The 17,059-nt window shown below is 67.4% G+C and carries 18 protein-coding genes; 12 read left to right on the top strand and 6 right to left on the bottom strand.

The window, feature by feature from the left end; translation table 11 throughout:
- Nucleotides 1-52 precede the first annotated feature (52 nt).
- Together AC1RTA_RS04065 and AC1RTA_RS04060 are read right to left on the bottom strand one after the other, a co-directional pair.
- Nucleotides 53-544, bottom strand: a complete 492-nt coding sequence (locus tag AC1RTA_RS04065; protein WP_416243092.1) for a disulfide bond formation protein B — start codon at nt 542-544, stop codon at nt 53-55.
- 76 nt (nt 545-620) lie between these two features.
- Nucleotides 621-1,835 (bottom strand): DesA family fatty acid desaturase, encoded by a 1,215-nt coding sequence (locus tag AC1RTA_RS04060; protein ID WP_492784021.1) that lies wholly within the window; start codon nt 1,833-1,835, stop codon nt 621-623.
- 146 nt (nt 1,836-1,981) lie between these two features.
- On the opposite strand from AC1RTA_RS04060, the gene AC1RTA_RS04055 reads away from it, so the two are divergent.
- From AC1RTA_RS04055 to AC1RTA_RS04030, 6 genes are all read left to right on the top strand, one after another.
- Complete coding sequence (locus AC1RTA_RS04055; protein WP_416243094.1) at nt 1,982-4,195, top strand: putative bifunctional diguanylate cyclase/phosphodiesterase; 2,214 nt, start codon at nt 1,982-1,984, stop codon at nt 4,193-4,195.
- A complete protein-coding gene (locus AC1RTA_RS04050; RefSeq protein WP_492784020.1) occupies nt 4,192-4,479 on the top strand; it encodes a hypothetical protein in 288 nt (95 codons plus the stop codon). Before AC1RTA_RS04055 ends, AC1RTA_RS04050 begins: the two co-directional genes overlap by 4 nt.
- A gap of 31 nt (nt 4,480-4,510) precedes the next feature.
- Nucleotides 4,511-5,221, top strand: a complete 711-nt coding sequence (locus tag AC1RTA_RS04045; protein WP_014236617.1) for a winged helix-turn-helix domain-containing protein — start codon at nt 4,511-4,513, stop codon at nt 5,219-5,221.
- On the top strand, nt 5,208-6,647 hold the full coding sequence (locus tag AC1RTA_RS04040) for an ATP-binding protein (RefSeq protein ID WP_416243095.1): 1,440 nt from the start codon (nt 5,208-5,210) through the stop codon (nt 6,645-6,647). The genes AC1RTA_RS04045 and AC1RTA_RS04040 overlap by 14 nt, the downstream gene beginning before the upstream one ends.
- Before the next feature lie 165 nt (nt 6,648-6,812).
- The gene (locus AC1RTA_RS04035) at nt 6,813-7,022 is read left to right on the top strand and encodes a hypothetical protein (protein ID WP_014236615.1); all 210 of its coding nucleotides are present in this window, start codon (nt 6,813-6,815) and stop codon (nt 7,020-7,022) included.
- A 636-nt stretch (nt 7,023-7,658) separates the two neighbouring features.
- The gene (locus AC1RTA_RS04030) at nt 7,659-7,856 is read left to right on the top strand and encodes a hypothetical protein (protein WP_014236614.1); all 198 of its coding nucleotides are present in this window, start codon (nt 7,659-7,661) and stop codon (nt 7,854-7,856) included.
- Nucleotides 7,857-7,929: 73 nt separating this feature from the next.
- Here AC1RTA_RS04030 and AC1RTA_RS04025 read toward each other — a convergent pair whose 3' ends face one another.
- Both AC1RTA_RS04025 and AC1RTA_RS04020 read right to left on the bottom strand, forming a co-directional pair.
- On the bottom strand, nt 7,930-8,937 hold the full coding sequence (locus AC1RTA_RS04025) for a sulfate ABC transporter substrate-binding protein (protein ID WP_130460096.1): 1,008 nt from the start codon (nt 8,935-8,937) through the stop codon (nt 7,930-7,932).
- Between the two features lie 87 nt (nt 8,938-9,024).
- Nucleotides 9,025-9,528: a MarR family winged helix-turn-helix transcriptional regulator gene (locus AC1RTA_RS04020; RefSeq protein WP_492784019.1), complete on the bottom strand. Its 504-nt coding sequence runs from the start codon at nt 9,526-9,528 to the stop codon at nt 9,025-9,027.
- Between the two features lie 64 nt (nt 9,529-9,592).
- Here AC1RTA_RS04020 and AC1RTA_RS04015 point away from each other — a divergent pair, with 64 nt between their 5' ends.
- The 3 genes from AC1RTA_RS04015 (at nt 9,593) to AC1RTA_RS04005 (ending at nt 12,971) form a co-directional block, all read left to right on the top strand.
- Nucleotides 9,593-11,035 carry a DHA2 family efflux MFS transporter permease subunit gene (locus AC1RTA_RS04015; RefSeq protein WP_492784018.1) on the top strand — a complete coding sequence of 481 codons (1,443 nt, stop codon included), beginning with the start codon at nt 9,593-9,595 and terminating at the stop codon, nt 11,033-11,035.
- Between the two features lie 131 nt (nt 11,036-11,166).
- Nucleotides 11,167-12,501, top strand: coding sequence for a serine/threonine-protein kinase (locus tag AC1RTA_RS04010; protein WP_492784017.1), 1,335 nt, complete (start codon nt 11,167-11,169; stop codon nt 12,499-12,501).
- Entirely contained in the window at nt 12,498-12,971 is a 474-nt protein-coding gene (locus AC1RTA_RS04005) for a TssQ family T6SS-associated lipoprotein (RefSeq protein ID WP_492784016.1), read from the top strand. The genes AC1RTA_RS04010 and AC1RTA_RS04005 overlap by 4 nt, the downstream gene beginning before the upstream one ends.
- Before the next feature lie 72 nt (nt 12,972-13,043).
- Here the strand turns inward: AC1RTA_RS04005 and AC1RTA_RS04000 are convergent, their stop codons facing one another.
- Together AC1RTA_RS04000 and purM are read right to left on the bottom strand one after the other, a co-directional pair.
- On the bottom strand, nt 13,044-13,361 hold the full coding sequence (locus AC1RTA_RS04000) for a c-type cytochrome (RefSeq protein ID WP_492784015.1): 318 nt from the start codon (nt 13,359-13,361) through the stop codon (nt 13,044-13,046).
- Nucleotides 13,362-13,447: 86 nt separating this feature from the next.
- Nucleotides 13,448-14,497, bottom strand: a complete 1,050-nt coding sequence (gene purM, locus AC1RTA_RS03995; protein ID WP_492784014.1) for a phosphoribosylformylglycinamidine cyclo-ligase — start codon at nt 14,495-14,497, stop codon at nt 13,448-13,450.
- Nucleotides 14,498-14,572: 75 nt separating this feature from the next.
- On the opposite strand from purM, the gene AC1RTA_RS03990 reads away from it, so the two are divergent.
- From AC1RTA_RS03990 to AC1RTA_RS03980, 3 genes are read left to right on the top strand one after another with little or no spacing between them, the layout of a single operon-like run.
- Nucleotides 14,573-15,652: an AI-2E family transporter gene (locus AC1RTA_RS03990; RefSeq protein ID WP_130460100.1), complete on the top strand. Its 1,080-nt coding sequence runs from the start codon at nt 14,573-14,575 to the stop codon at nt 15,650-15,652.
- Between the two features lie 16 nt (nt 15,653-15,668).
- Nucleotides 15,669-16,340 (top strand): DnaA regulatory inactivator Hda, encoded by a 672-nt coding sequence (gene hda, locus AC1RTA_RS03985; RefSeq protein ID WP_043798932.1) that lies wholly within the window; start codon nt 15,669-15,671, stop codon nt 16,338-16,340.
- Nucleotides 16,341-16,359: 19 nt separating this feature from the next.
- Complete coding sequence (locus AC1RTA_RS03980; RefSeq protein ID WP_130460101.1) at nt 16,360-17,022, top strand: histidinol-phosphatase; 663 nt, start codon at nt 16,360-16,362, stop codon at nt 17,020-17,022.
- Nucleotides 17,023-17,059 lie beyond the last annotated feature (37 nt).

The following is a 17,059-nucleotide window of genomic DNA, read 5'->3' as shown; positions in this document are numbered from 1 at the left end:
CAAAAAGCCCGCCGAAGCGGGCTTTTTGTTTGCGGCAGGAAACGGCCGGCGATCAGCGACGGCGGCCGATGACCAGCAGACTGACCAGCACCCCGGCAAAGCAGAGCACGGACCAGTTGGCCATGGAAAGCTGCAGGAAGGTCCAGTCCCGGGCCGAACAGAAGCCGGTGGCCATGAACAGGGGCGGGTACTGCATGCCCAGCCAGTCCACCAGGCGCTCGATCAGGCTGGGATCGCCGTAGGCACACTCCAGGGCCGGGTCGGCCACCCATTGCAGCCAGGTCTGGTACAGGGCCGTGGCCATGCCGCCGACAGCGGTGACGCCGATCAGACCGAGCCACAGCCAGCGCAGCCGGGGCAACAATGCCCCGCCCAGGGCCAGGGCGGCCACCAGCAGGTAGAGCACGCGCTGGAAAATGCACAGGGGACAGGGCTGCAGGCGGTCAAACTCCTGGATTACCAGGCCGGCGGAGACCAGGGCGATGCAGCCCACAGCGAGAAGCAAATAGCCGGGACGTCCGGCCAGACGGTTGAGCAGGGACATAGGGGATCGGACTTTCCTGAAGAAAAGGGCACCCCGCAGGGCGCCCCGTCATTGTGCCAGCGTTGGCCGCTCCGGCTCAAATGGCGTAGCGGCGCAGACGCAGGGACATCTCCTCCAGCTGGCGGATGCCGCTGCTTTCGGCCCGACGGCACCAGTCCTGCAGGTGGGCCAGCAACTGCTCCCGGCTGGCGTTGCTGCGCTCCCACACCGCGCTCAGTTCCACCCGCATGGCCACCAGGGTCTGCAACGAACCGCTGCCCTGGACCAGGGCGTCGAAGCGCTGGCGCATCTCCGCCGGCATCCGTCCCAGGTCGCCGGCCAGCCAGCGCCGCGCGTCCCGGGCCCGCCTCAACTCCACCGCATCGAGACGCCCACGGAGGGCCCGCAACTCGGCCTCGTAGGCCTGGCGCAGGGATTTGGCGTAACGGGTCATGAGATCGTAACGGTGGGTGATGAGGGCCTGCAGGGTATGGTCGTCCACCTGGGGCCGCAGGGAACGCAGCCGGGGCCGGGGCGCCACCTTCTTCACCCGGGCCAGGCCCAGGGCGCTCATCAGGCGGATGTAGCCCCAGCCAATGTCCACCTCGTACCACTTGGCGGAGAAGCGGGCGGAAGTGGCGAAGGCATGGTGGTTGTTGTGCAACTCCTCGCCGCCGATGACCAGCCCCAGGGGCCAGAGATTGGTGGAGGCGTCGGCGCAGGCGAAGTTGCGGTAGCCCCAGAAGTGGGCTAAGCCATTGACCACCCCCGCCGCCCAGAAGGGAATCCAGGCCATCTGCACCGCCCACACGGTGATGCCGGCGGCGCCGAAGAGCAGCACGTCCAGCACCAGCATAAGGGCCACACCGAGCACCGGATGCCGGGCATAGACGTGGCGCTCCAGCCAGTCGTCCGGCGTGCCGTGACCATAGCGGGCCAGGGTTTCGGCATTGGCGGCCTCGGCCCGGTACAGTTCGGCGCCTTCGGAGAGGACCTTCCACAGGCCCTTCACCTGGGGACTATGGGGATCCTCGGCGGTTTCACACTTGGCATGGTGCTTGCGGTGGATGGCAGTCCATTCCTTGGTCACCATGCCGGTGGTCAGCCACAGCCAGAAGCGGAAGAAATGGGAAGGCAGGGGCCCCAGATCCAGGGCCCGGTGGGCCTGGTGGCGGTGCAGGAAAACGGTGACGGCGACGATGGTCACATGAGTCATGCCCAGGGCCGCCAGCAGCACGCCCCACCAGGGCAGGTCGAGGGCGCCGGAACGGAGAAAGGCTAGGAGGGACGACAGGATATCGGCAAAGGCCATGGTTGGAACTACCCCTTGAAAAGGATGAATGACGCCAAGCGCCTGATTCGCAGCCATTTCCATGGCGCAGCGCAACAACCAGGCGGCGGGGCATTTGTTACACTGCCCCGACAAAAACAAGCAGTACACAATGAGGAGGAGACCTCTTGTCCCCGCAACACCCAAATGAGGACGTCAGCGGTGAAGACCAGCTGCGGCGTCTGCTTGCCCTGCTGGCCCATTGCCATGCCGCCGCCGGTGCAGCCGGCAGCGAAGCGGACTTGGCGGCCCGCATCTGCGACAGCCTGACCGGCTGCGGCGGCTACAGCCTGGCCTGCGTCGGTCTGCTGGAAAACGGCAGCCACCGGCTGGTAGCAGCCCGCCTCGGCGCCGATGCGGCAGCCGGCGCCATGCTCCCGTCAGACTGGCAGGACCTGGATCGGTTCCCCCAGTTTTCCGCCTTTGCCGGCTCCCTGTCCCTGCCCCTGGAAGCCGGAGGCAAGGCCCTGGGCCGGCTGCGCATCTATGCCGCCGCCCGCGCCCTGTTTTCGCCGGAGGAACACCAGCTGCTGCGGGACATCGCCACCCTGCTGGCCCTGGCCCTGGCGGTGCGCCGCTGCACCAGCGAGGCCGAAGCCGCCGCCCGCCAGGACGCCGGCGAGGCCCTGCGGCTGAGGGACCGGGCCGTGGAGTCCTCCAGCAACGGCATCATGATCACTTCCGCCACCCAGCTGGACCACCCCATCACCTATGTGAACCCGGCCTTCGAGCGCATCACCGGCTACAGCGCTGCCGAAGTGCAGGGGCGCAACGGCCGCTTCCTGGTGCGGGACGACCTGCAGCAGAAGGGTCTCAACGAAATCCGCGCTGCCCTGCGGGACCGGCGCGAGGGCCACGCCATCCTGCGCAACTACCGCAAGGACGGCAGCCTGTTCTGGAACGAGCTGCACCTGGCACCGGTGCTGGACGAGTCGGGCCAGAGCACCACCCATTTCGTCTCCGTCATCAACGACGTCTCCGATCGCATCCACTACCAGGAACAGCTGGAATACCAGGCCACCCACGACGTCCTCACCGGCCTGGCCAATCGCAGCCTGCTGGCCGACCGCATCAGCCAGGCCATCGCCCTGGCGCGCCGGGACAGGCGCCTGGTGGGCGTCATGCTGCTCGACCTGGACCGCTTCAAGGTGATCAACGACGGCCTCGGCCACGCCCCGGCCGACAAGCTGCTGAAGACCGTGGCCGAGCGGCTGCAGGCGGCCGTGCGCGACACCGACACGGTGGCCCGCCTGGGGGGCGACGAGTTCGTCATCGTCGTCGGCGACATCCTGGACGCGGACGACGTGGCCGTGGTGGCCGGCAAGATTCAGCGGGCCCTGGCCCAGCCCTTGTTCGTCGAAGGCAAGGAGCTGTTCGTCACCGCCTCCATCGGCGTCAGCCTGTTTCCCCGGGACGGGGAAACGGGAGACATCCTGCTGCGCAACGCCGACGTGGCCATGTACCGGGTCAAGGAATACGGCCGCAACAACTACCGCTTCTACCTGCCGGAAATGAGCAGCATGGCCCTGGACCGGCTGGACATGGAGGGCAACCTGCGCCGAGCCCTGGAGACCGACGAATTCCAGGTCTACTACCAGCCCAAGGTTTCCCTGCAGCAGGGCACCATCGTCGGTGCCGAGGCCCTGCTGCGCTGGATGCACCCGCGCATCGGCCAGATCAACCCCAACGAGTTCATCCCCCTGGCCGAGGAATCGGGCCTCATCATTCCCCTAGGGGAAAAGGTCATCGAACTGGTGTGCCGGCAGATCCGTGCCTGGCGCGAGGAAGGCCTGCCGCCCCTGAAGGTGGCCATCAACATCTCCGCCCGCCAGTTCCGCCAGGAAAACCTGGGGGAGACGGTGCGCCGGCTGCTGGAGGAATACCAGGTGCCCGGCGAGATGCTGGACATCGAATTGACCGAATCCATGGTCATGCACGACACCGACCACGCCGCCCTGACCCTGCGGGAGCTAAAGGACCTGGGCGTGACCCTGTCCCTGGACGACTTCGGCACCGGCTACTCCAGCCTCTCCTACCTCAAGCGCTTCCCCATCGACTGCCTGAAGATCGACCGCTCCTTCGTGCGCGACATCAACTCCAACGCCGACGACGCGGCCATCGCCAGCGCCGTCATCGCCATGGCCCACAGCCTGGGGCTCAATGTGGTGGCCGAAGGCGTGGAAACGGCCGAACAGCTGGCCCTGCTGCGCCAGCACGGCTGTGACGAGTTCCAGGGCTACTTCTTCAGCCGGGCCGTGCCCGCCGGTGACTACGCCCTGCTGCTGCGCCAGGGCAAGACCCTGGCCGATGCGGAAGCGGCGCCGGACGGGGACCTGGCATGAGCGGCAAGACCCTGCACTGGGCCCTGGTGGACCGGGAAGCCCTGGCCGAACACCTGCACCCGCGGCAGATCAAGGATTCCCTGGCCACCCCCGCCCTCAGCCTCTATCACTGCAAGGAGAGCGGCCCCGGTGGCCGGGACAGCATCGCCGTCTCCCTGCCCGACGGCCAGTGTCTGCTCATCACCCTGCCCGAGCCCGCTGCCGGCCATCCGGAGCGGCGCAAACGGAGCGGTGCCGCGGGGGGCGCCAACGGCAAGGACACCCAGCCGCCAAAGTCGGGGTAAACTCGCGTTTTCCCCTTCCGCCTGGAGCGTCATGGCCGCCCCCCGCATTCTTCTGGTCGAGGACGACGAGCGCCTCGCCGAGCTGACCGCCGAATACCTGAGCAAGAACGACTTCGAAGTCGCCATCGAACCCCGGGGCGACACGGCCTGCACCCGCATTCCCGCCGACAATCCGGACGTGGTGGTGCTGGACGTGATGCTGCCCGGCAAGGACGGTTTCGAGGTCTGCCGCACCGTGCGCCCCCATTACCAGGGCGTGATCCTCATGCTCACCGCCCGGGACGAGGACATGGACCAGATCCTCGGCCTCGAGTTGGGTGCCGACGACTTCATCTCCAAGCCGGTGCAGCCCCGGGTGCTGCTGGCCCGGGTGCGGGCCCTGTTGCGCCGGGCCGGCCCCAGCGAGGGCAGCGAAGGCGGCGGGGCCGGCGACGAGCTGGTGTTCGGCCGTTTCCGCATCAACCAGGCCACCCGCAGCGCCGAACTGGGCGATGCGGCCATCGACCTGACTACCGCCGAGTTCGACCTGCTCTGGCTGCTGGCCTGCCACGCCGGCACCGTGCTGTCCCGGGACGACCTGCTGCAGCGCCTGCGGGGCATCGGCTTCGACGGCCTGGACCGCTCCATCGACGCCCGCATCTCCCGCCTGCGCAAGAAGCTGGGGGACGATCCGGACAATCCGGCCCGCATCAAGACCGTGCGCGGCAAGGGCTACCTGTTCTCCCGGCATGACTGGAATTGACCCCCGCCGCCTGCCGGAACAGGAGGTAGAAGCAGCGCCGGAGGACAACAGCCCGGGCAAGGAACGGCGGGAGTCGGAACAGCGCTTCGCCCGCCTCTCCCGCGCCCGCTACAGCCTGTCCCGGCTGTTCTTCAATTTCTACCTGCTGGCCATGGGCTCCTTCGTCGGCATCGCCATGATCGCCGACTTTGCCATTTCCACGGCCCTGCAGGGCATCACCGACGACTACGCCAAGCGCTTCATGCGCGGCACCATCGTCCTCATCGAGGACGAGCTGCAGCGCTATCCCCGGCACCAGTGGGAAAAGCAGATCAAGGCCCTGGACGAGAAGTTCGCCTACCGCCTGGTACTGGAAGACCTGGACCAGGTGCTCCTGCCGCCCAAGCAAAGGGAAAAGCTGGAACTGGGCGACATCGCCATCGACTCCCACCGGGACATCATGTTCCACCGCATCCGCGGCGGCGACAAAGTTCTGGTGGTGGGCCCCCTTTCCCCCGACCTGAACCCGGAGTACCAGCGCGCCATCCCCCTGGAACTGCGCATCCGGCTGATGACCTGGACCGCCATCGGCCTCGGCTTCGCCGTCCTGGTATGGATCTGGATCCGGCCCATCTGGCGCGACCTGGAATCCCTGCGCCAGACCGCCCGGGCCCTGGGTGAGGGCCGTTTCGAGACCCGCGCCCCGGCGGCCCGCAGCAACCTGTTCGCGCTTTTGGCCGACACCCTCAACGGCATGGCGGAGCGGGTGCAAAAACTCATCGCCGCCCAGCGGGAGCTTTCCAGCGCCATCTCCCATGAACTGCGCACCCCCATCGCCCGCCTCCGCTTCGCCCTGGAAATGGCGGCCGACACGGACTGCCGCGACGAACGCCAGCGTCACTGGAAAACCATGGAAGAGGACCTGGAGGAGCTGGACAACCTGATCGACTCCAGTCTCACCCACGCCCGCTTCGAGCGGGAGCGTCCCACCCTCAACCTCACCTCCATCGCCCTGGTGCCCTGGCTGGAGGAGGAGGTGGACGACCTGCGCATCCTGGCCGGGCAACTGGCGGTGGAGGTGGACCTGGGCCATCTGCCGCCCAACCTGATGGCCCGCCTGGACCGCAAGTCCATGCCCTACGCCGTGCGCAACCTGCTGCGCAACGCCTTCAAGTACGCCAAGACCCGGGTCCGGGTCAGCGCCGAAGTACAGGAAGGCCTGGTGCAGATCCACGTCGAGGACGACGGCATCGGCGTACCGGCGGACGAACGGGAGCGCATCTTCGACGCCTTCACCCGCCTCGACCGCTCCCGGGACCGCACCAGCGGCGGCTACGGACTCGGCCTGGCCATCGTGCGCCAGGTCATGGAGGCCCACGGCGGCCATGCCAGCGCCGGCGAGTCCAGTCTCGGCGGCGCCCGCTTCACCCTCTCCTGGCCGGGCTGAAAGCCCGTGCCCAGGCGGCCCGGGGCCGCTGGCGTTACATTGCGTTACAAACGCTCACGCTAGCGGCCATGACGCCAGGCCGCGTCCTGCCTAGAATGCAGCCCATACCGTGCCGGATGGCTCCACGGCCGTCCGCGGTATGCCCGCTCCACTAGCCCATCTTCAATGCCCCTCCCATCCGTCCCCGACTGCCTGCTGCGCTGCAAACGCCGTTTCAAGGCCACCTTTCCGGCGGCGGAGAGCCTGGGCGTCCTGCTCGGCATCCTGGGCTTCGACCTGGTCACCGAAGGCCGCGCCAACCTGCCCAAGGCCCTGCTGGCCACCGCCCTCTTCGCCATCGCCGTCATGGCCTGGCGCTTCTGGCGGCGGCGCTGAGCGCCCCGCTCCCCGCGCCACTGCCGAACGGCCCCGCCCCCTCGCCTGCCAAGGCCGCACATGGGGCATTACAAACCGTCAAAGTCCCTCACCCCCGGTTACACAACCCTCCTGCAATCGCCACAGACGTCAGCCGGGGGGCTCCCTAGAATGGATTCTGCGTTGACAGCGCATGACTCCCCCAAAGTCCCATCCACCTCCCCCCCTTCGGATGGGCACCCTCTCCACCCCACCTCCCCCGGTGGGGTTTTTTTTGCCCGGATTTTCCGCTCCGGGTCTGTCTCCCGCCATATCCCGGGGGCTGTTACAAATGGAGAGGAGGACCGCCACAGACCGTTACACAAGGGCCCAGGAATCGCCACAGACGGCACCGCCGGGCCTGCCTAGAATGCATCCATGCGTTGACAGCGCATGACTCCCCCAAGACCCATCCCCTCCCTCCCTGGATGGGCCTCCTCTCCAACCCCGCCGCTCTCGGCGGGGTCTTTTTTTGTCACGCTGTCACACGCGGTCATCAAAGCGCATGGGCCGTTACCGGTCGCTACAGGGAGGCGACAGACGCAACCCGGGGTCCTGCCTAGAATGACCCCATCGACAACTACAAGGGCCCAGGCCCTCGCCTCCGGGAGAATCCACATGCAAGACAAAACCATGACCGCCAATGCCCGCAAGATCCTGCTGCTTACCGCCAGCGCCTTTTGCCTGTCGTCCGCGGGGGCCTATCTGGCTGCGGAAACCTTCAAGAGTGGCAACGAACGCCGCACCACGGAGCGCACCCAGCAGCGCGGCGACAACGACAGCCGTGCCAGCACCAACCTGGCCCTCGGCCGCTAAGCCCCGATCATTCAAAAAGAAGCCCCGGCCTTCCTGAGGAAGGCCGGGGCTTCTTGTTTGTGGTGCCGAAGAATCAGCGCTTGGTCTGGATCTGGTCGTAGATGGCGCCGTCGGCGAAGTGGGCCTTGGTGGCATTGGTCCAGCCACCGAACAGCTGGTCGATGGTGAAGAGATTCACCTTGCCGAACTGCTTGGCGTACTTGGCCGCCACCTTGGGATCGATGGGCCGGTAGTAGTTCTGGGCAGCGATTTCCTGGCCGGCCGGGGTGTAGAGGTATTCCAGGTAGGCCTGGGCCTGCTTGCGGGTGCCGTGCTTGTCCACATTCTTGTCCACCACGGCCACCGGGGGCTCGGCCAGAATGGAGAGGGAAGGCGTGACGATGTCGAACTTGTCCGGGCCCAGTTCCTTCACCGCCAGATAGGCCTCGTTTTCCCAGGCAATCAGCACATCGCCCTGGCCCCGCTCGACGAAGGTGGTGGTGGAGCCCCGGGCGCCCGTATCCAGCACCAGCACGTTCTTGTACAGCCGGGCGACGAAGTCCTTGGCGCTGGCGTCGTTGCCGCCCGGCTGCTTGAGGGCGAAGCCCCAGGCCGCCAGGTAGTTCCAGCGGGCGCCGCCGGAGGTCTTGGGATTGGGGGTGATGACGCCGATGCCCGGCTTCACCAGGTCGTTCCAGTCCTTGATGCCCTTGGGATTGCCCTTGCGCACCAGGAAGACGATGGTGGAGGTGTAGGGGGAGGCGTTGTGGGGCAGCTTCTTCTGGTAGTCGGCGGCGAGCAGGCCGCGCTCGGCCAGGGGATCGATGTCGCCGGCCAGGGCCAGGGTCACCACATCGGCCTCCAGGCCGTCGATGACGGAGCGGGCCTGCTTGCCGGAACCGCCGTGGGACTGCTTGATGGTCAGGGTCTCGCCGGTCTTTTCCTTCCAGTGCTTGATGAAGGCGGCGTTGAAGTCCTGGTACAGCTCACGGGTGGGGTCGTAGGAAACGTTAAGCAGGGTGGCGTCGGCCAGGGCCTGGCCGGCGAAGGCCAGGGACAGGGATGCTGCCAGGGTGGCGATGAGCTTGCGGGGGTGAGCCATGATTTCTCCCAGGAGGTGATATGCGATGGGAGAAGTCTAGGGCGCCCTTTTTATAAGAAGAAATACTGTTTTGTAAATTGGTTATATCTATAAAGGAATATCAGACCCACTCTCCGGATCGACAGCTCCTTTGGCCAGCAGGCCTTCGGCCCGCTCCCGGACCGTTTCCAGGATGTCGATCATGGCCTCCAGCTGGGCCGGTTCCAGCCCCGCCAGCAGTTCGGCCCGCAACTCCTCCACCGTCGCTTCCATGCTCGCCGCCAGCTCCAGACTGGCGGCAGTGAGCACCACCCGCTTGCTGCGCCGGTCCCGGGGATCGGACTGGCGCTGCAGCCAGCCCTGCTTTTCCATGCGGTCCAGGAGGCGCACCAGGGTGGGCGCCTCGATCCCCAGGCGCTCCGCCAGGACGGCCTGATTGCAACCTTCCGGCTGGCGCCGCAGGGCAATCAGGGCGCGCCAGCTGGCCTGGGAAAAGCCCAGGGGCCGCAGGCGCCGGTCCAGGGCTGTGCGCCACAGGGCCGCCGTCTGGTGCAGCAGGACGGAAAATCGCTGTTGGGGCGGGAACGTCGCTTCAGGCTGGTGGTCTGACATATAGTTAGCATGCTAATTATTTACTGATACAATCATTTTACTCAGCCCCCGCTCCGGAGTCACCGTGTCATTTTCAAGCTCTCCCCGCAGCCTGGAAGCCCTGCAGGCCCGCCATGGCGGACGTTACCCCTGGCTGGTCCTGGCGGCCATGGCCTGCGGCATGGTCACGGCCGTGCTTTCCGCCACCATTTTCAACGTGGCCATTCCCGCCCTCATGGCGGACTTTCACCTGGGCCAGGACCGGGTGCAGTGGGCCGTCACCGGTTACATGGCCGCCATGACCGTGGCCATGCTGCCCACCGCCTGGCTCATCGAGCGTTACAGCTTCCGCCGGGTCTTCCTCGGTGCCGTGCTGCTGATCGGCATCGGCAGCCTGGGCGGCGCCCTGGCCTGGAACTTCCACTCGGTGGTGGCCATGCGCATCGTCCAGGGCCTGGCCGCCGGCCTGCTGCAGCCCATGAGCACCCTGCTGGTGCTGCGCCTCTTTCCCCTGGAACGCCAGGGCCGGGCCATGGGCATCCTGGGTTTCGGCATCATCCTGGCGCCGGCGGTGGCACCCATTGCCGGCGGCTTCCTGGTGGACCATTTCGGCTGGCGCGCCATTTTCCTCATCACCGTGCCCGGCAGCCTCGCCGCCCTGGCGGCGGGCCACCTGCTGCTGCCCCACAAGCCGCCAGCCCGGGCCGAGCACCCCTTCGACTGGGCCGGCCTGTCCCTGCTCACTCTGGCCATCCTCAGCCTGCTGCAGACCGTCGGCGGCCTCCACGCCCACGGCCTGCTGTCGCCCCAGAGCGGCATCGGCGCCCTGGTGGCGACCGCCGGCATCGCCCTCTTCCTGCGGCACGCCCGCCGGGTGCCCGGGCCGATCCTGGCCCTGGGACTGTTCGGCGAACGGGCCTTCGCCATGGGCACCCTGGTGTCCTTCATTTTCGGCGTCGGCCTCTATGGTTCCACCTATCTGGTGCCGGTATTCCTGCAGAGCATCCTCGGCTACAACGCCGCCACCGCGGGCCTGGCCCTGCTTCCCGGCGGCATCGCCCTGGCCCTCATGACCCCGGGGGCCGGCTACCTGGCGGACCGGGTCCGCCCCCATCGGCAGACGGCCCTGGGACTGCTGCTGTTCGCCATCTCCTTCGTCCTGCTGGCGCTGCTGGCCGGCATTTCCCTCGGCCTGCCCCTGCTGCCCACCCTGATGGGCACGGTGGTCATCGGCCGCATCGGCCTGGCCCTGATCCTGCCGGCCCTCAACCTGGGCTCCCTGCGCCCCCTGGCCCAGCGCCTGGTGGGCCAGGGCTCGGCCCTGCTCAACTGCACCCGGCAGCTGGGAGGCACCCTAGGCATCAGCCTGGGTGCCGTCTATGTGGAATGGCGCAGCAACCACCTGGGCCAGCCGGCCGGCAGCGCCCAGGCCTTCGCCGAGGTCTTCGCCCTGGTGGCCCTGGCCTTTTTCCTGGCCCTGGGCGGGGCCCTGGCCATGGGCAAACCGGCCACGGCCGCGGGACGCTAAGCCGGCCCGGCGCTGGGGATGGTCAGGGGGCGGACAGGTTCTGTTAAACTTGCCCGTCAGAGTTCGGACCCCGGGGTGGAGGGAGCTGTTGCCGTCCCGGATTGACCGACCCCAATTTCCGTAAGAAGCGCATGACCATTCAACAACTGGGCCGCTACCGTATCGACGGAGTACTCGGCGAGGGAGCCATGGGCGTGGTGTACCGCGCCTTCGATCCCCTGCTGGAACGGGTCGTGGCCATCAAGACCATCAAGTTCGACGCCAGCCTGTCCGAGAAGGAGAGCTTCGAGCGCCGCTTCTTCCGCGAGGCCAAGTCGGTCGCCCGCCTCAGCCACCCGGCCATCGTCACCCTGTACGACGCGGGCAAGGCGGAGGACGTGGCCTACATGGCCATGGAATTCCTCGAAGGCCGGGAACTGCGCCGCTTCATCAGCGAAGCCGGCCCCCTGCCCTATACCCGCATCGCCGACATGATGGCCGCCGTTGCCGACGGCCTGGACTACGCCCACCGCCAGGGCGTGGTGCACCGGGACATCAAGCCGGCCAACCTCATGGTGCTGGCCGACGGCGCCGTGAAAATCACCGATTTCGGCATCGCCCAGCTGCAGACCGGCAGCAAGACCATGACCGGCCACATGCTGGGCACGCCCAAGTACATGGCGCCGGAGCAGATCATGGGCCATCCGGTGGACGGCCGGGCCGACATCTTCTCCCTCGGCGTGGTGCTCTACCAGTGGCTCACCGGCGTCGCCCCCTTCGACGGCGAAACGGTCACCACCATCATGTACCGGGTCATCAACGAAGGCCCGGTGCTGCCCACCCGGCTCATGCCGGAACTGCCGCCGGGCTTCGAGGCCATCCTGGCCAAGGCCCTGGCCAAGTCGCCGGAGGAACGCTACCAGACCGCCGGCGAACTGGCCGCCGACCTGCGCCGCTACGCCGAGCTCGGCTCCCCCGGCCCGGTCCTCGGCCTGGCCGCCCAGGCCCAGCCTCAGCCGCGCATTCCGCCCAGCCCGTCGGAAGATCCGACCATGCTGCTGGCCCACCCGTTCACGGACACCAACCCCCTCAGCCTCTCCCCTGCGCCCCAGGAAGCACCGGCCTCGCCGCCGGCCCGCCGCGGCAAGGCGCTGTGGCTGGGCGTCGCCGCGGTGGCCATCGCCGGCGGCGCATTCGCCCTGCTGCCTACGGAACGCAGTGCCGGCAACGGCGCCACGCCTGCCCCTGCGGCCAGTACCGCGGCCCCCGAACCCCAGCCCGCCGCCCGGGTGGACCTGGCCATCGCCCCCTGGGGCGAAGTGGTGGTGGACGGCGAACCCAAGGGCATCTCGCCGCCCCTGGAAAGCATCGAGCTGCTGCCGGGCCACCACGAGGTGGAAATCCGCAACGGCCAGTCCGAACCCCATCGCCTGACCCTGGAACTGGGCGCCGGCGACACCTACAAGATCAAGCACAAATTCAAATGAGCACACCTACCGCCATGCGATCCCTCTCCTCCCTGCTGCTTGCCTCCTTGCTGGCCCTGGCCGGTTGCGCCAGCCAGAACACCCCGCCCCCGGCCGCCGAACCGGCACCCCCGCCCGAAGCGGCCAAGCCGGCCGAACCGGTGAAGACGCCGACCGCGCGCAAGGCCGAGAGCGAACTGGCCCGGGGCATCAGCGCCTACGAAAACGGCGACTACAAGAGCGCCGGCCAGACCCTGCAACAGGCCCTGGACCTGGGCCTGCCCAACCGCATCGACCAGGCCCGGGCCTACAAGCACCTGGCCTTCATCGCCTGCGCCTCCCGCCAGGTGGACAGCTGCAAGGCCAACTTCCGCAAGGGCCTGGCCGCCTACCCCAAGCTCAGCCTGACCAAGGCCGAATCCGGCCACCCCATCTGGGGCCCGGCCTTCCTCGAGGTGAAGGCGGAAAGCACCAAGAAAAAGGCCAAGTAGGCTTTTCCTGCAGACGCAAAAAAGCCGGCGATTGCCGGCTTTTTTGTTGGCTTTGTCGGAATCAGCCCAACTTCACTTCAGGCTGAGAATCCATTTGGCCAGGGTGGTGGCGTCGACCTCGGAAATGGCCGGGTTGGGCGGCATTTCGGCACCGCCCCAGACGCCCTTGCTGCCGCCGCGAATCTTCTTCGCCAGATCGGCTTCGGCGGTTTTCACGCCGGCGTACTTCTGGGCCACGTCCTTGTAGGCAGGGCCCAGAACCTTGGCGGAGACCTGGTGGCAGCCGACGCACAGCTTGGCCTTGGCCAGTTCTTCGGAAGCCTGGGCCAGATTGGCGGACAGGCCGGCGGCCAGGATCAGGCCGGTAACGATGACAGCGGATTTGCTCACTTCTTACCTCCAAGCGGTTTTTTTTATGGGGAAACCGTAGCTTGCCCGGACACCGCAGCCCGGGCAAGTCCTGTATGCGGTGAGGCTCAGTTCACCTGGGTCTGGGCCTCGTCGCCCTGACGGGCGCGGATGTCGCCGATCTGCCACACTTTCTCGCCGGCAGCCTGCAGCAGCTGGACGGCCTGGCGGGCGTGCTCCTGGGCCACCACCACCACCATGCCGATGCCGCAGTTGAAAACCCGGTGCATTTCGTCGTCGCTGACATTGCCTTCGGCCTGCAGCCAGTCGAACAGCTTGGGACGCAGCCAGGAGGACTTGTCCAGGATGGCCACGGTATTTTCCGGCAGCACCCGGGGCACGTTCTCGGTCAGGCCGCCGCCGGTGATGTGGGCCATGCCCTTGACCGGCAGGGTCTGCAACAGGGCCAGCAGAGGCTTGACGTAGATGCGGGTGGGGGCCATCACGGCATCGGCCAGGGTGGCCTCGCCGTCGAACTTGGCGTTGAAGTCGGCGCCGGAACGCTCGATGATCTTGCGCACCAGGGAGTAGCCGTTGGAGTGGGCGCCGTGGGAGCCCAGGCCCAGCACCACGTCGCCGGGGACGATAGACTTGCCGTCGATGAGCTTGCTCTTTTCGGCGGCGCCGACGGCGAAACCGGCCAGATCGTATTCACCATCCGGGTACATGCCGGGCATCTCGGCGGTCTCGCCGCCGATGAGGGCGCAGCCGGCCTGTTCGCAGCCGGTGGCGATGCCCTTGATGACGTCGGCCGCCGCATCCACGGAGAGCTTGCCGCAAGCGAAGTAGTCGAGGAAGAAGAGGGGCTCGGCACCCTGCACCAGGATGTCATTGACGCTCATGGCCACCAGGTCGATGCCCACGGTGTCGTGGCGGTTGAGCTGGAAAGCCAGCTTCAGCTTGGTTCCGACGCCGTCGGTACCGGACACCAGCACCGGCTCCTTGTACTTCTTCGGCACTTCGAAAAGGGCGCCGAAGCCGCCGATGCCGGCCAGCACGCCTTCCCGCATGGTCTTCTTGGCGAAAGGCTTGATGCGCTCGACGAGGGCATCGCCGGCGTCGATATCCACGCCGGCGTCACGATAGGAAAGGGAGGTCTTGCTGGTATCTTGGGTCATGGTCGGGAAGGGCCTGGCATCCGGAGTGATAGAATGGGCGCCGGAAAGCTATTGAAAACCCGCATTTTAGCCCAAATGACCGAAGATCGGCCCGACAACCGCACCCAAAGACTGCAGGCCCTGCTCTGGCTCGGCTTTGCCGCGGCCTGCGTCTGGCTGCTGCTCGCCCTTTCCCCGATTCTCACCCCCTTCCTGCTGGCCGCCATCCTGGCCTACATCGGCAACCCGGCCACCGGCTGGCTGGCCCGCCACCGGGTACCCCGCCCCCTGGCCGCCCTGCTGGTGATCCTGGGCCTGATCGGCGCCCTCACCCTGCTGGCCCTGACCCTGGTGCCCCTGCTGCAGAAGGAAGTGAGCCTCATCGCCGAGCGCCTGCCGGCCACCCTGACCCTGCTGCAAACCAAGCTCGACCCCTGGCTGCAGAAGCGCCTGGGCATCGACCTGCCCCTGGACCCGGCCAGCTTCAACGCCCTGGTGCGCAAGAACCAGGACGCGGCCCAGCAGATCCTCGGCCACGTGCTGACCACCCTCGGCAGCAGCGGCCTGGCCCTGGTGGCCTTCGTCGCCAACCTGCTGCTCCTGCCGGTGGTCATGTTCTACCTGCTGAAGGACTGGGACAGCCTCCTGCACCGTATCGAGGACCTCATTCCGCGCCGCTTCCACAACCTGGCCCTGCGTCTGGCCCGGGAAGTGGATGCGGTGCTGGCCGAGTTCCTGCGCGGCCAGCTGGCGGTGATGCTGCTGCTGGCCCTCTACTACAGCCTGGGCCTGTGGCTGGCGGGGCTGGAATTCGCCCTGCCGGTGGGCCTGCTCACCGGCCTGCTCATTTTCATTCCCTACGTCGGTTTCGCCACCGGCCTGCTGCTGGCCCTGGTGGCAGCCCTGCTGCAGTTCCAGGGCCTCGGCCTGGTGCTGGCGGTGGCCATCGTCTATGGCGGCGGCCAGATTCTCGAAAGCGTGGTGCTGACCCCCTGGCTGGTGGGCGAGCGCATCGGCCTGCATCCGGTGGCGGTGATCTTCGCCCTGATGGCCTTCGGCCAGCTGTTCGGCTTCTTCGGCATCCTCATCGCCCTGCCCGCCTCCGCCGCCCTGCTGGTGGGCCTGCGGGAACTGCAGCGGCATTACAAGGCCAGCCCCTTCTACCTCAACTCCTGACCCCATGCTGCCCCCCATGCGTCAATTGCTGCTGGACCTGATGCCCGAGTCTCCGCCCTCCCTGGCCAACTTCGTCGGCGACGGCAACGAGGAGGCCCTGGCGGCCCTGGCCGACTGGTTCTCCGGCCCCCAGCCCCTGTTCCTGCTGTGGGGCGAGGCGGGCAGCGGCAAGAGCCACCTGCTGCAGGCCTCCGGGCTGCATTATGTGGACGGCGCCCAAGATCCGCTCCTGGCCGGCGCCCCGGCCGAGGCCGAGGGCCTGGCGGTGGATAACGTGCAGGCCCTGGCCGAGGCCGGCCAGATCGCCCTCTTCAACCATTTCAACCGCCTGCGCCTGGCCGTGGAAAACGGCCGGCCGGGCAAGCTGCTGGTGGCCAGCGACCAGCCGCCGGCGGCCCTGCAACTACGGGAAGACCTGCGCACCCGCCTCGGCTCGGCCCTCATCTTCCGCCTGCGCCCCCTCTCCGACGAGGAGAAGCTGGCGGCCCTGGCGGCCCAGGCCGCCGACCGGGGACTCAAGCTCTCCCGGGAAGCCCTCACCTACCTGATGAACCGCAGTTCCCGGGACATGCGCACCCTGGCCGCCCTGCTGGCGGCCCTGGACCGCTACTCCCTGGAGCACAAGCGGCCCATCACCCTGCCCCTGCTGCGCGAAGTGCTGCAGCATGCCGGCGACTCCACCGTCTAACCCTTCCGAAACAGGCACGATGAATCTCGCACTCTTTGATCTCGACAACACCCTTCTGGCCGGCGACAGCGACTTCGAGTGGGCCCAGTTCCTCATCGGCCAGGGCGCCCTCGACGGCGAAATCCACGCCGCCCAGAACGAGAAGTTCTACGAGCAGTACAAGGCCGGTACCCTGGACATCTACGAGTTCCTCGACTTCCAGCTGAAGCCCCTGGCCCGCCACTCCCGCGCCCAGCTGGACGCCTGGCACCAGGAATTCATGGCCCGCAACATCCGCCCGATCATGACCGACCAGGCCCGGGCCAAGGTGCAGGAGCACCTGCAGCGGGGCGACCTGGTGCTGCTGGTGACCGCCACCAACGCCTTCGTCACCGGTCCCATCGCCCGGGAATTCGGCATCCACCATCTCATCGCCACCATCCCGGAACAGCGGGACGGCCAGTTCACCGGCGGCGTGCGCGGCACCCCGTCCTTCCAGGACGGCAAGATCACCCGGGTGGAAGACTGGCTCGAAGCCCAGGGCCTCAACTGGGGCAGCTTTGCCGACAGCTGGTTCTACAGCGACTCGCGCAACGACCTGCCCCTGCTGGAAAAGGTCAGCCGCCCGGTGGCGGTGGACCCGGACCCCATCCTCAAGGCGGAGGCGGAACGGCGCGGCTGGCCGGTAATCAGCCTGCGCTAACCGCCCCGTACGGATATAATGCCTTGTTTTTTCAGGC

It is taken from the genome of Azospira sp. MPR-E4 (genome assembly GCF_058809645.1).
This window is presented reverse-complemented; position numbering and strand designations above follow the sequence as displayed.

What these genes read in the sequence shown, in the direction of transcription:
- purM (WP_492784014.1), bottom strand. Translation starts at nt 14,497, where the DNA reads ATGACCCAAGATACCAGCAAGACCTCCCTTTCCTATCGTGACGCCGGC.
- AC1RTA_RS04060 (WP_492784021.1), bottom strand. Translation starts at nt 1,835, where the DNA reads ATGGCCTTTGCCGATATCCTGTCGTCCCTCCTAGCCTTTCTCCGTTCC.
- AC1RTA_RS04005 (WP_492784016.1), top strand. Translation starts at nt 12,498, where the DNA reads ATGAGCACACCTACCGCCATGCGATCCCTCTCCTCCCTGCTGCTTGCC.
- AC1RTA_RS04065 (WP_416243092.1), bottom strand. Translation starts at nt 544, where the DNA reads ATGTCCCTGCTCAACCGTCTGGCCGGACGTCCCGGCTATTTGCTTCTC.
- AC1RTA_RS04045 (WP_014236617.1), top strand. Translation starts at nt 4,511, where the DNA reads ATGGCCGCCCCCCGCATTCTTCTGGTCGAGGACGACGAGCGCCTCGCC.
- AC1RTA_RS04050 (WP_492784020.1), top strand. Translation starts at nt 4,192, where the DNA reads ATGAGCGGCAAGACCCTGCACTGGGCCCTGGTGGACCGGGAAGCCCTG.
- AC1RTA_RS04010 (WP_492784017.1), top strand. Translation starts at nt 11,167, where the DNA reads ATGACCATTCAACAACTGGGCCGCTACCGTATCGACGGAGTACTCGGC.
- AC1RTA_RS03990 (WP_130460100.1), top strand. Translation starts at nt 14,573, where the DNA reads ATGACCGAAGATCGGCCCGACAACCGCACCCAAAGACTGCAGGCCCTG.
- AC1RTA_RS04030 (WP_014236614.1), top strand. Translation starts at nt 7,659, where the DNA reads ATGCAAGACAAAACCATGACCGCCAATGCCCGCAAGATCCTGCTGCTT.
- AC1RTA_RS04040 (WP_416243095.1), top strand. Translation starts at nt 5,208, where the DNA reads ATGACTGGAATTGACCCCCGCCGCCTGCCGGAACAGGAGGTAGAAGCA.
- AC1RTA_RS04025 (WP_130460096.1), bottom strand. Translation starts at nt 8,937, where the DNA reads ATGGCTCACCCCCGCAAGCTCATCGCCACCCTGGCAGCATCCCTGTCC.
- hda (WP_043798932.1), top strand. Translation starts at nt 15,669, where the DNA reads ATGCGTCAATTGCTGCTGGACCTGATGCCCGAGTCTCCGCCCTCCCTG.
- AC1RTA_RS04035 (WP_014236615.1), top strand. Translation starts at nt 6,813, where the DNA reads ATGCCCCTCCCATCCGTCCCCGACTGCCTGCTGCGCTGCAAACGCCGT.
- AC1RTA_RS03980 (WP_130460101.1), top strand. Translation starts at nt 16,360, where the DNA reads ATGAATCTCGCACTCTTTGATCTCGACAACACCCTTCTGGCCGGCGAC.
- AC1RTA_RS04020 (WP_492784019.1), bottom strand. Translation starts at nt 9,528, where the DNA reads ATGTCAGACCACCAGCCTGAAGCGACGTTCCCGCCCCAACAGCGATTT.